The sequence below is a fragment of the Pseudomonas sp. FG35 genome (assembly GCF_057809295.1).
Map to the genome: position 1 here is coordinate 57,545 of NZ_JBMDJR010000003.1, position 12,905 is coordinate 70,449.

The 12,905-nt window shown below is 60.7% G+C and carries 9 protein-coding genes; 5 read left to right on the top strand and 4 right to left on the bottom strand.

Annotated elements, in window-relative coordinates; translation table 11 throughout:
• Window positions 1-2 precede the first annotated feature (2 nt).
• Window positions 3-4,784, bottom strand: coding sequence for a dermonecrotic toxin domain-containing protein (locus ACODTD_RS06790; protein ID WP_489104627.1), 4,782 nt, complete (start codon window positions 4,782-4,784; stop codon window positions 3-5).
• 157 nt (window positions 4,785-4,941) lie between these two features.
• Between ACODTD_RS06790 and ACODTD_RS06795 the strand changes: the two genes are divergently transcribed.
• Window positions 4,942-5,160, top strand: coding sequence for a DUF2970 domain-containing protein (locus ACODTD_RS06795; RefSeq protein WP_007959515.1), 219 nt, complete (start codon window positions 4,942-4,944; stop codon window positions 5,158-5,160).
• Window positions 5,161-5,165: 5 nt separating this feature from the next.
• Here the strand turns inward: ACODTD_RS06795 and ACODTD_RS06800 are convergent, their stop codons facing one another.
• Window positions 5,166-6,239, bottom strand: coding sequence for an ABC transporter substrate-binding protein (locus ACODTD_RS06800; RefSeq protein WP_011334497.1), 1,074 nt, complete (start codon window positions 6,237-6,239; stop codon window positions 5,166-5,168).
• A gap of 525 nt (window positions 6,240-6,764) precedes the next feature.
• Between ACODTD_RS06800 and ACODTD_RS06805 the strand changes: the two genes are divergently transcribed.
• Both ACODTD_RS06805 and ACODTD_RS06810 read left to right on the top strand, forming a co-directional pair.
• Complete coding sequence (locus ACODTD_RS06805; protein ID WP_011334498.1) at window positions 6,765-8,423, top strand: nitrite/sulfite reductase; 1,659 nt, start codon at window positions 6,765-6,767, stop codon at window positions 8,421-8,423.
• Window positions 8,407-8,901, top strand: coding sequence for a DUF934 domain-containing protein (locus tag ACODTD_RS06810; RefSeq protein ID WP_007959510.1), 495 nt, complete (start codon window positions 8,407-8,409; stop codon window positions 8,899-8,901). Before ACODTD_RS06805 ends, ACODTD_RS06810 begins: the two co-directional genes overlap by 17 nt.
• A gap of 60 nt (window positions 8,902-8,961) precedes the next feature.
• Here the strand turns inward: ACODTD_RS06810 and sohB are convergent, their stop codons facing one another.
• Window positions 8,962-9,984 carry a protease SohB gene (gene sohB / locus ACODTD_RS06815; protein ID WP_011334499.1) on the bottom strand — a complete coding sequence of 341 codons (1,023 nt, stop codon included), beginning with the start codon at window positions 9,982-9,984 and terminating at the stop codon, window positions 8,962-8,964.
• A gap of 207 nt (window positions 9,985-10,191) precedes the next feature.
• Here sohB and ACODTD_RS06820 point away from each other — a divergent pair, with 207 nt between their 5' ends.
• Together ACODTD_RS06820 and ACODTD_RS06825 are read left to right on the top strand one after the other, a co-directional pair.
• Window positions 10,192-10,902 carry a histidine phosphatase family protein gene (locus ACODTD_RS06820; RefSeq protein WP_489104628.1) on the top strand — a complete coding sequence of 237 codons (711 nt, stop codon included), beginning with the start codon at window positions 10,192-10,194 and terminating at the stop codon, window positions 10,900-10,902.
• 48 nt (window positions 10,903-10,950) lie between these two features.
• Entirely contained in the window at window positions 10,951-11,268 is a 318-nt protein-coding gene (locus ACODTD_RS06825; RefSeq protein WP_007959502.1) for an SCP2 sterol-binding domain-containing protein, read from the top strand.
• Between the two features lie 52 nt (window positions 11,269-11,320).
• Here the strand turns inward: ACODTD_RS06825 and ACODTD_RS06830 are convergent, their stop codons facing one another.
• Window positions 11,321-12,904 carry an ABC transporter ATP-binding protein gene (locus ACODTD_RS06830; RefSeq protein ID WP_011334501.1) on the bottom strand — a complete coding sequence of 528 codons (1,584 nt, stop codon included), beginning with the start codon at window positions 12,902-12,904 and terminating at the stop codon, window positions 11,321-11,323.
• Between the last annotated feature and the right edge of the window lies 1 nt (window position 12,905).

The window sequence follows — 12,905 nt, forward strand, 5'->3', positions numbered from 1 at the left end:
CATCAGATTCGGTCCGAGTCGTCGGAAGAGGAGGAACCGTCCGGTTCCTCCCACTCGCGATCAGCCATCCATTGCTCAAGCGTCTCCCGGGATATTCCCAGCACCGACTGAGCGCCCGTTCGCTCAGCATGGTCACGGATCCGTTGCAGACTGTCTGTCGACAATGATCGCAAGTGTCCCGATAAATGTGTTCCGGCAAGCAGTTCATCATGGCGGCCGTCAAACGCCTGTGCCGGAATATCCCTGATCGGATTGCCGAACAGCTTCAGCGTATGCAGACGCTCGGCGTGCAGCACCCCGGCCGGCCATTCCTTCAGGTCATTGCCGTTCAAATGCAGCCGCTCCAGCCAGGGCGGGATCGCTGCGTTGAAATCCTTGAGTCGGTTGTGATTCAGTTCCAGCAGCTCCAGCGCCTCCAGAGACGCGGCGTTGAAGGATTTGAAACGGTTGTAGTTCAGACTCAGGCGCCTGAGGTGCTGCAGCGACTCCAGCCGCTGTACGACAGTGCGCCCGTCCTGCAAGCGATTGGCGGACAGATCCAGTTGCTCAAGCCGCTGCATGTCGCCGATGGCTTGCGGCAAGTTCTCCAGTGCATTGGCAGCCAGGTCCAGGGTTTCAACTTGCGTGAACGACAGGAGGAAATCGTTGAGGCCTTGCTCGCTCAGTTCCAGCCCTCGCAGATTCAAGCCCGCCACATGGGTAAAGGCTTCCGGCAGCCTGGGCAACGCTCCCACACCGAGAGTGCCTTCCAGATCCAGCACATAATCGGCCTCGCCAGCCTCACCGAGCAGACCCAGTCGCCAGCACTCGATGATTTTTTGTGCCGCGTCCCCGCGACCTTCCGATGAGATTCGCGGATGCCTGAAACGCTGTTCTGAACTGCGCCGGACGAAGATCCAGCCATTCAACTCCCGGGTCATCACGTCGAACCGCCGGTTCCACTCAGCGAGCCGCGCACTGACTTGTTCGTCGCTGGCGCCAATGCGCAGGTACTCGACTGCTTCAATGGCCTCCTGCTCCGACAGCTCGGGAATGATTCGCTGCAGGCGACCGATGAACGAACCTGGATGCTCTTCAGCGGGCAATGCCGGTGGCAGCGGCAACAACCGCGAGGCCACGCGCGACCCCGTCTCGATGGGGTGCGGGTAAGGGTCGGGTATCGGTTCAAGGGCAAACCTTGCCAACGTCCCCTCCGGCAGCCCCAGGGTCGACTCGACCCGTTGTTGTGCCGCCCGCAGGCGGACTTGCGTTTCGTCTGTAAGGGGAGCACCGGTCAGATTGGTATTGATCAACAGTTCGTCACGGGCAAGCATTTGCGGCGCCAGCGTGGTGATGCGGGTGTTGCGCAGATCCAGCCAGCGCAGCGCCCGAAGCTCTTCGGCTGCCCGCGGCCATTGTTGCAGTTGCGTCCCTTGAAGGTTCAGGACCTTCAGGTTCGGCATGTTCGAGACGTCCAGCCGATACAGCGGATTGCCGGACAGGTTGAGCTCCACCAGTTTCACGCGGGTATCGGTGGGGACGGGATTGGTGGTCAGCGCACATTCACTGAGATCGAGATGGCGAATCTCGGGGAATGCGCGCAGGAATCCACGCATTTGTGCAGCATCTGAACGGCGTGATTGCAGACGCAGGGATTTCACATGAGGAAAAGTCCCCGGCATGGGTGGCAGCGGGTCGTCGCAGACCCATTCGAGGTGACTGTAACCCGGGGTTTCGGCAGCAAGTGGTGCATTGCGCCAGCATTGCTTCAACTGACGCACAGCTCGCAAGCGCTCTTCGACATGCGCACCGGGAACCGCCCATTGAGCGAGCGTTGATTCAAGGCGCTCCCACTCAAGCGCGCGTTCGACCAGCCCTTGCATGATCTGCGCGTCGCTTTGGCCTTCTCTCATCGCTCTGAGGATGACCCCGTTGGCCTGTCGCAAATCCAGATTCGGATAGACGTCGAGCAATCGGATCACCAGCGAAGGATTGACACCCGAACGCCCTACTGCGCCCTCCCCACTGGCGAAATACCCCAGTCGACGACCTTCGAGACGCACTGGCGCTGTGAACGCACGGACGCCCTGGCCGGGTGGAACCACGAAGGCGCGAACCTGCTCCGGGTGAGCGGTGGCGTAATCGATGATCGCACGTTGTAGCCTGGCGCCGTCCGTCATCCCGAATATCCCCAGCGCCTCTGTTGATTGCCGTGGCAAAGCGCGCATGAGCGCGGGGAAAAACCGATCGAGCCGAGCGCTCGATGCCTGCTCGCTGAATGCCTGGAACAACGGCCCCTGTTTCACCAGATACACACGGTGTGCCGCCGATTCGCTGCCAATCGCCTCAAGCAGCCCGCCCTGTCGATGCCGATCGCGAAACTCCAGCCGCACATCGCCCGGCCAGCCCGGCAGTTTCTCGAGCAACTGCAATGCCAGACGCCCACTGTCGGCTGGAGGATGCTCCAGGTACAAACCGGCATACGCGCGACTCGCCCGCCCCTGACTTGCATGCCAGCGCGCCTCCTCCAGCAGGCGGCGAGGGACTGGCCTGGAGGTTTGCAAGATCGCCAGCGAGTCGGCATCGGCATGGGTCAGCACCTCCCTGGCGGCGGCATCGCCGAGTCCCGGACACGCCGTTTGCAGCTTGATGATTCGCGCGTCCGGCGCGGCTGTGCCGCGAGGCGCTTCAAACAATTGCAACGCATCGGCCAGTTCGGGCGGCGGCGGCAGGTTATCCAGATGCATTTTGCGCAAAGCGTTGTCACTGACACCGCCGATATCGGCGATGGCCAGCAATTGCGTGTCTGAAAGCCTGTCGGTTCGATGCCCGATGCGGCGCAGCAGCGTCAGCCGGTCCCAGGACAACGGACGCTCCAGCGTATGGCGCCAGGCACCGACGCCGTTGTGGCTGAGCGGCGGCTGGTAGGCGCGGGGATCGCGGGGATGCCGCACTCGCCAGCGTTTGATTGTCCTGTCCCAGTGCTTCTCGTACGCCCTGCCCTCGATCCGGATCCAGGTTTTCTCCCCTTCGGTGAATTGCCCCAGGGCATTGGGTTCGTGTTGGTGAAGATGCCAATCGGGGCTTTCATAGGCCGTCAGATCCGGACGCCACAGCCGGGTTTCGCCGCTGGCCAATGTGACCGGATGCAGTTTTTCCATCACGGGTGCAGCCGTTGCAGGTCTGACACCGTCCAGGCTTTTTCCGGCCCCGGCGAGCACGCCGAACAGCACCAGATTTTCCGCGACATCGATCAAGTGCGCCTTGGCGGCCTGGCGATCCCCTTCGCTCCAGTCAATGACGCCTTCAATGGACTCTTCCAGCAACTGACCGACCATGACGCCAGTCATGATCTCGCCCAGCACAGGTACAAACCCTGCTGCCGTGGTCAGCACCAGCATGCCGATGTTCAGCAGTGCCGCGAGCTTCTCACTGCGCACTTTCGCATCGACATCAGCCGTGGGTACGGCGTGACTGCGGGCATCGGCAGTGAGCCGGTCGCGGTGTTGCTCGAAAAGATAGTTCCACAGGTCAACGTTTTCGGATGCGGGGTCATCGCCCTCGCGGGGAATGACTGCCGGGGCCAGATAAGGGTCGTCCTCCGGGAGCGGTTGCTGGCGCAGGGGGGGCCATTCATGGACGGATGTGAAGCCGGTGAAGGGATTGAGCATTGTAAGGAGCTTGAGAACAACACGCCCGGCGGCCGATGCGTCCGAGGCATCGCGAGTGAACTGACTGAAATAGTCCGCGCGATCGGCATAAGCCACGAAACGGCTGAAAAACCGCTGATACGCCGTCGGCACAACCTCTGCCGACGAGCCGCTGTCGCGTTCGCTGAAGCGCTTCCTGAACATGTCCCACAGTTGCTTGCGCGTATAACGCTTCAACGGGTGCCGGGGATCATGGGGGATATAGAGCAGCAAATCGTCTGTATAGCGATCATTCTCGCTGATCGAGAAACAGACACATCCAGTCATACGATGCTTCATCAGGCTCAGTTCGTGAAACCAGACGCTCTTGTTGCCCAGGCGAGGATGCCGGTTGCCATCGATGACCGACAGGATCATCGGGTAGTCGGCAGGCTCGATGTCGTTGCACAGCAGCGCCTGCTCGGCGGCAGCGCGCAGATCAGCCTTGGCGGCGCCGATGAAATTGTCCCGCAGGGTCGCTTGCACCTCTTCGGCGTGGAGATAGCCCCTGAGGTAAGCCTGATACTTGGCGCCGATGTCCAGCGAACGGCATAGCGTGATGAACCCGGGAACGGTCAACGTGGTTTGCAGGGGAAGGAGCACACCGGATGTCCACCATTCGATCAAGAAACCGGAAGAATCGTGGAATGCCTCAGGCTCACATTCCGAGGCTGCAAAGTTATGCAGCGCCGCCTGCAGCAGCGGCAGTTTGATGAACTCGAACACACCCACTTCTATCGAAAGGATCCCCATTTGAACCGGTTTGTTCAGGCACAGATAAATCACATCGACATCTATCTCCACGCCAAATTGCTCCTGCAGTGCCTTGGTCAGCAAAGGCCTGGCAAAGGTGTCGATGTTTTGCAGGGTTGACAGTTGTCGGTCCAGCCGGGACTGGGCGACGAAACTGGCGACAACGGCGTCGTTCAACGCACGACGCTGCTGCGCGGTGGCCTGGCGATAACCGGGCGTCAGTGCCGCGTTGGCGCTGCCCAGCTCCGCACGTCGCTGCGCCGTGGCGTCCGTCAGCCAATCGGGAATGGCCTGTTCAAGAAACGGACCGTGGATGCTCTGTGAGGCCGCGGGTCTCATATCAGCGGCGGGAATCGGTGGCATGGCGCCTCTCCTGTGGGATGAGGCGTCAGCACACCATTTCGCGGGCGACCGTTCGCAGTAGATAGTTATGCCGGCGCCACCAAGGCATTACCAACGGTTTCGCGCGCTGTCGGCCGATTGACTATGCTCAACAGGCACACTTTGAGACGAGGGATGTATGGACGATCCAGTCGACAACAAACCACCGACCTTCTGGCAGATGCTGCACAGCGTCATGGCGGCGGCGTTCGGGGTGCAAAGCGGCAAGAACCGGGCGAGGGATTTCACCCACGGCAAGCCGAGTCATTTCATCTTTCTGGGCATTGCGTTCACGGCAGTGTTCGCCCTGACGCTGTTCGGCATCGTTCAACTGGTGGTGCATCTGGCCGGCGTCTGACTCGCTCAGTGCATCAGTGTCTGCAGATTGAACGGATAGCGGTAGGAAACCGGACGGCCTTTCGCCGAGAGCTTGCGAAAGTGCACGCCATAGTCCGGTGAGGCGCCCATGGCAAGGATTCGGCGGGCATGATCCCGATCGATCAGTTGCAGCAACGGAATCTGTCGGTCACGACCGCCGTACTGATTCAGATCGACACCCTGCGCGTGATCATGCAGCTCGACCAGTGCCCAGCCACCGAGGGTGAAATGGCCGCCCAGCAACGCGCTCAGCCGCCCGTCAACCAACGCCTGCAACGCTTCTGGCGAGGTATTGACCGCGCTGAACAGCACGTCTTTGCCCGGCACCTTGCCGGCTTCCGAAACGGCACGCATCGCGCCGAAGGCCATTTCATCATTGGCCGCCCACACCAATGACACCTTGGGATAGCGGACCAGCAATTGCCTGGCCTGCTCGTAGGCACGCTGTTGCGTCCAGCCGCCGTAGACCAGTTGCCGCAGGTGCACCTGAGGATGCTCGGCGAGTGCCCGTTGCATGCCTTTTTCTCGCAGTTGGGCCGAGGGCGTGATCTTCAGACCGGAAAAGGCCAGCAGGTCGATGCTTTCACCGGGCGCGACAGCCGGATGCAGACGAATCAGCTCCTTCATCATCAAGTAGCCGCCCTCTTCATCGTTGGGCACCAGACTGCCGATGCGATCAGCACGATCGGCCATCATCGCCTTCTGGTTGGGCGTCAGTGCCGAGTTGACGATAAAGAGCTTCACGCCGCTGCCATTGGCCATACGCAGGATCTGCGGCGCCACGTACTGTTCATTGACGAACACCAGATAGTCCGGGCGCTCAGGCCCCTGCAGGGCCAGTCGCGCCTGAGCCAGGGTCAGTTCCGGCTGGCGCTGGGCATAGAGGATGCGCAAGTCGATGCCCAGGTCCCGGGCGGCGGCCTGCATGAATTGCGAGTAGCTGACCCAAAACGCTTCCTGGGTCGAGCCCGGATTCAGGAACAGCACCGACTCTGCACGCGCGCACGTACCGAAAACCGCGCCGAACAGCAGCAGGCTGAGGTGGAGAAACTTGAACATGAATCATCCGGGCCCAAGGAAAAATGGCCGCGCATTATAGCCATTGATCACCTGGCCTTTGGCGCTTGATCCCGCCTTTTGTCCGACAATCGTCGCAAGCGGGGCCCGGACGAGTCGTTTTACTGATGGCTGACCCAGAACACCGCCGTTCCAACGACCAGAATGATCAGGAACAGAATGGCCCATGCATCGACGCTGCTATCGCTTTTCCTTGCCTTGGTTGGGTTGCTCATTGCATCGCCTCTTGTCGGTTTTATCGGTGATTGCAGAAAGACTCGACCACAGTTAAGACGATGATTGACCGCACGACAAATGTGGGTTAGTTGAAAGTGATTCTCGTTAGGCGATTTGGTTCTTTCCATATACTCAAACATCACTTTTGCGCATAACTGCAAACGGGTATATTGCCCCGGCTCCTTCAGGGAGTGCGCGGCCGTGCGCGCCGAATTGCAGAGGAACCATCGGACTCCAGCAAGCGAAAACGCAGCGTTTTCCGAGTGGCCAAAGCCTGAGAACAGGACTTATATGTACGTATACGACGAGTACGATCAGCGGATCATCGAGGACCGCGTCAAGCAGTTCCGTGATCAGACCCGACGCTATCTGGCAGGTGAGCTGAGCGAAGAAGAATTCCGCCCCCTGCGCCTGCAAAATGGCCTGTATATCCAGCGTTTCGCGCCGATGCTGCGCGTGGCGGTGCCTTACGGCCAGCTGACCTCGCGCCAGGTGCGCATGATGGCGAAAATCGCCCGCGACTATGACAAGGGCTACGCCCACATCAGCACGCGCCAGAACGTGCAGTTCAACTGGCCGGCGGTGGAAGACATCCCGGACATCCTCGCGGAACTGGCCACCGTGCAGATGCACGCCATCCAGACCAGCGGCAACTGCCTGCGCAACGTCACCACCGACCAGTTCGCCGGTGTCGCAGCCGACGAGTTGATCGACCCGCGTCCGTGGTGCGAAATCGTTCGTCAGTGGACGACCTTCCACCCGGAATTCGCCTACCTGCCGCGTAAATTCAAGATCGCCGTCAACGGTTCGACCTCCGACCGTGCGGCCATCGAAGTCCACGACATCGGCCTTGAGCCGGTCCACAACGCTGCCGGTGAACTCGGTTTCCGCGTGCTGGTCGGCGGTGGTCTGGGTCGTACTCCGGTGGTCGGCGCGTTCATCAACGAATTCCTGCCATGGCAGGACCTGTTGAGCTACCTCGACGCGATCCTGCGGGTCTACAACCGCTATGGCCGTCGTGACAACAAATACAAGGCGCGGATCAAGATCCTCGTCAAAGCGCTGACTCCAGAAGTCTTCGCCCAGAAAGTCGATGCCGAAATGGAACACCTGCGCGGCGGGCAGACCACCCTGACCGAAGCCGAAGTCCATCGCGTCGCCAAACACTTCGTCGACCCGGACTACAAGGCGCTGAGCAATCAAGACGCCGAACTGGCCGCCCTCGACAAAGAGCATCCGGGCTTCGCCCGCTGGCGCACGCGCAACACCCTGGCGCACAAGAAGCCGGGCTATGTGGCCGTGACCCTGTCCCTGAAGCCAACCGGCGTTGCACCGGGCGACATCACCGACAAGCAGCTCGACGCCGTCGCCGACCTGGCCGAGCGCTACAGCTTCGGTCAACTGCGCACGTCCCACGAGCAGAACATCATTCTGGCCGACGTCGAGCAAAGCCAGTTGTTCACCCTGTGGGGCGAGCTGCGTGAAGCTGGCTTCGCCACGCCGAACATCGGCCTGCTGACCGACATCATCTGCTGCCCTGGCGGTGATTTCTGCTCCCTGGCCAACGCCAAGTCGATCCCGATCGCCGAATCGATCCAGCGCCGTTTCGACGACCTGGACTACCTGTTCGACATCGGTGAACTGGACCTGAACATCTCCGGCTGCATGAACGCCTGCGGTCACCACCACGTCGGCCACATCGGCATCCTCGGTGTGGACAAGAAAGGTGAAGAGTTCTACCAGGTCTCCCTCGGTGGCAGCGCCAGCCGTGACGCCAGCCTGGGCAAGATCCTCGGCCCGTCTTTCGCTCAGGAAGACATGCCGGACGTGATCTCCAAACTGATCGACGTGTACGTGGAACAACGCACCGAAGACGAGCGTTTCATCGACACCTACCAGCGTATTGGCATCGACCTCTTCAAGGAACGCGTCTATGCAGCGAATCATTAAGAACAACGAGGTCGTCGACGAAACCTGGCACCTGCTGCCCAAGGATTTCAACATCGACGAAATCAGCAACTGCGACGACCTGATCGTCCCGTTGCAACTGTGGCGTGAACACGCCCGCATGCTCAAGGCCCGCGATGGCGGCCTGGGTGTGTGGCTGGACGCCGACGAAGAAGCCGAGGAAATCGGTGACGACGTGAATGAGTTCCAGGTAATTGCCCTGAACTTCCCGGCGTTCACCGATGGCCGCAACTACTCCAACGCCCGCCTGCTGCGTGACCGTTACGGTTTCAAGGGTGAATTGCGAGCAATTGGCGACGTGCTGCGTGACCAACTGTTCTACATGCGCCGTTGCGGCTTCGATGCCTTCGCCCTGCGCGCGGACAAAGACCCGTACGACGCCCTTGAAAGCCTGAAGGACTTTTCGGTGACCTATCAGGCCGCCACCGATGAACCGCTGCCGCTGTTCCGTCGTCGATAAAACCCTGAGTCAAACACAAAAAAACGCCGGTCATTCGACCGGCGTTTTTTTATGCCCGATTCACCAGAATCGTTGCTGGGTCAGCCGGCTCCACCAGCTCAACAACACGCGATCCACCGAACCGCTGGCGGCCATGCCGATACGTTCCTGGAGGCTTTTGCGTTCGGCATAGTGCAGGTGATAGACCTCGGACTGTTTGGCACGCTCGGCCAGGTATTCGTCGCTGGTCTTGAGTTCGTCGACCAGTTGCTTTTCCAATGCCGCGATGCCGAGCCAGACTTCACCGGTGGCGACTTCGTCGATCGCCAGTTGCGGGCGATAGCGGGCAACGAAGTTCTTGAACAGCTGGTGGGTGATGTCCAGGTCTTCCTGAAACTTTTCCCGACCCTTCTCGGTGTTTTCGCCAAATACGGTCAGGGTGCGTTTGTATTCGCCAGCGGTCAGCACTTCGAAATCGATGTCGTGCTTTTTCAGCAGGCGGTTGACGTTGGGCAACTGCGCCACCACACCGATGGAGCCGAGAATCGCAAACGGCGCGCTGATGATCTTCTCGCCGATGCACGCCATCATGTAGCCGCCGCTCGCCGCGACCTTGTCGATGCACACGGTCAACGGCACGCCGGCTTCCCGGATGCGCGCCAGTTGCGACGAGGCCAGACCATAGCTGTGAACCATGCCGCCGCCGCTCTCCAGACGCAGGACCACTTCGTCCTTCGGTGTGGCCAGGGTCAGTAGCGCGGTGATCTCGTGGCGCAGGCTTTCAGTCGCCGAGGCCTTGATGTCGCCGTCGAAGTCCAGCACGAATACCCGCGGTTTGGCGTCGGGTTTCTTCTTCTGTTTCTTTTCGGACTTGGCCTGGCCCTTGCGCAAGGCCTTGAGCTGATCCTTGTCGAGCAGGGTCTGCTCCAGCCGCTCACGCAGGCCTTTATAGAAATCGTTGAGCTTGCTGACCTGCAACTGGCCGGCAGATTTGCGCCGGCCCTTGCTGCGCAACGCAGCAAAACTCGCCAGCACCACCAGAATGGCGATGACCAGCGTTACGGTCTTGGCCAGGAAACTGGCGTATTCAGTCAAAAACTCCACAGTGACTCCTTCAAACGATGCGCGGTCGTGAAACACACGCGGGAATTGGCTCCAGCATACCCATGCACCGGCCCGTCGGCCAGCCGTGAAACCTCTGGCAACAAGGCTGGAACGGGCATTTCAAACAAGCGTATGTTTTTTCATTGACAGCTCACCGTCATCCCCATAACCTCGCCACAACCTTCAACGTACCGGGATGACGCGGACGTGGGCAGCATCTACTTGATTCGACATGGCCAGGCCTCCTTCGGTGCAGACAACTACGACGTCCTGTCGCCGACCGGTGTACGCCAGGCAGAAATCCTCGGCCGTCACCTCGCCGAACTCGGAATCAGCTTCGACCGCTGCCTGTCGGGCGACCTGCGCCGCCAGCAACACACGGCCAACAGCGCGCTGGAGCAGTTCGCCGCCGTCGGTTTGCCGGTTCCGGCTCTGGAAATCGATTCGGCCTTCAACGAATTCGATGCCGACGCCGTGATCCGCGCGCTGCTCCCGGCCATGTTGCCGGAAGAGCCCGAAGCCCTGGAAATCCTGCGTAACGCCGCGCAAAACCGTGGCGAGTTCCAGCGCATCTTCGCCCTGATCATCGAACGCTGGCTCGCCGGCACCTACGACACGCCGGGCCTGGAAAGCTGGCTGGGTTTCGTCAAGCGGGTCCAGGCAGGGCTGCAGCGGATTCTCGAACAGGCTGACAACACCCAGAAAATCGCGGTGTTCACCTCCGGTGGCACGATCACCGCCCTGCTTCACCTGATCACTCAAATGCCTGCCCGGCAGGCCTTTGAACTGAACTGGCAAATCGTCAACACCTCGCTCAACCAGCTGAAGTTCCGCGGTCGCGAGGTGGCTCTGGCTTCCTTCAACAGTCATGCACACCTGCAGCTGCTGAAGGCCCCGGAACTCATCACCTTTCGCTGAGTCCGGATTACTGTGACCCTGCTGCAATCAACCAAAAAGGATCGAACCATGACCTCCGTAGCTGATGCCGTAAAAGCAATGCAAGCCAAGTTCAACCCAGCCGCCGCTGCCGGTCTGGATCTGGTCTTCGGTTTCAACATCACTGACGAAGACAAGCAATACGCCCTGATCGTCAAAGACGGCACCTGCGACATCCAGGAAGGCGAAAACCCGGACGCCAACTGCACGCTGGTGCTGGACAGCGAAACCCTCAAAGGCATCGTCAGCGGCGAAACCGACGGCATGCAGGCGTTCATGGGCGGCAAGCTGCGCGTTGAAGGCGACATGATGCTGTCGATGAAACTGTCCGAGCTGTTCCCCGCGTAAGACCGCAGCCAGTCTGCAAACAAATCCCGCCCCTGTGGCGGGATTTGTCGTTTCAGGCGTTCACACCGGCAAACGATGCCGCCAGCAATTCCCGTGTGTACGGGTGCCGGGCCGAATCAAACAACCCGGCCGTTTCGCCACGCTCCACCACTTCGCCATCCTTCATCACGATCAGATCGTGAGCCAGCGCCCGCACCACCGCCAGGTCATGGCTGATGAACAGATAAGTCAGCCCGTGCTCCTCCTGCAACCGGCGCAACAGCGCGACGATCTGTTTCTGCACCGTGCGATCCAGGGCCGACGTCGGCTCATCGAGCAGGATCAGATCCGGCTTGAGCACCAGCGCCCGAGCGATGGCGATGCGTTGTCGCTGCCCGCCGGAAAACTCGTGGGGATAGCGATGACGCGTCGCCGGATCGAGCCCGACTTCCTTCAGTACATCAATCACCGCCTGCTCGCGCGCCTGCGCATCCAAGTCACTGTGCACCTGCAAACCCTCGGCAATGATCTGCTCCACGCACAAGCGCGGGCTGAGGCTGCCGAACGGATCCTGAAACACCACTTGCAGGCGTTTGCGCAACGGACGCAATTGTTTGCCGCTCAGTTGCTCAAGCGCCTCGCCGTTGAAGCGGATGCTGCCGTCGGCATCGATCAGGCGCAGGATCGCCTGACCCAGCGTGGACTTGCCCGAGCCGGACTCACCGACAATGCCCAGCGTCTTGCCCCGCTGCAGGTCCAGATCGATGCCATTGACCGCGTGCAGATACGACTTGGCCCGCAGCCAGCCGCCTCCCAGCGGAAAACGCACATGCAGATCGCGAACTTCGAGCAAATCCTCCGCCGCATCCCGGCACAGCGCCGCGCCGCCGGGTTCGGCGTTGAGCAACTCGATGCTGTAGGGATGCTGCGGCGCACGGAACAACTGCTCGCAGCTTGCCTGTTCGACGATCTCACCCGCACGCATCACCGCCACCCGCTGGGCGATGGTGCGCACCAGATTCAAGTCATGGCTGATAATCAGCAGCGCCATGCCCAGACGTTGTTGCAGTTCCTTGAGCAGCAACAGAATCTTGCGTTGCACGGTGACATCGAGGGCTGTGGTCGGCTCATCGGCGATCAGCAACTGCGGTTCGCACGCCAGCGCCATCGCGATCATCACCCGCTGCCGCTGCCCGCCGGAGAGCTGATGCGGATACGCTTTCAGCCGCTCGCGCGGTCGTTGAATGCCCACCAGCTCCAACAGCTCCAGAATCCGTTTGCGCGCCGCCGCGCCGGCCAGGCCTCTGTGCAGCGCCAGGCTTTCGCCGAGTTGCCGCTCGATGCTGTGCAACGGATTTAGAGAACTCATCGGCTCCTGAAAAATCATCGCGATGCGGTTGCCGCGCAGTTGCCGCAGATAGCGCTCGTGCACACCCAGCAACTCTTCGCCGCCGTAGCGGATGCTGCCGTCGATCCGGGTGATGTTCGGGTCCAGCAGTTGCAGGATGCTGTGGGCCGTCACCGACTTGCCGGAACCCGACTCGCCCACCAGCGCCAGGCATTCGCCCGGGCAAATGTCGAAGTTGATGCCGTGCACCACTTCCTGCCCTTTGAACGCCACCCGCAGGTCGCGTATTTCGATCAGATGTTCACGCATA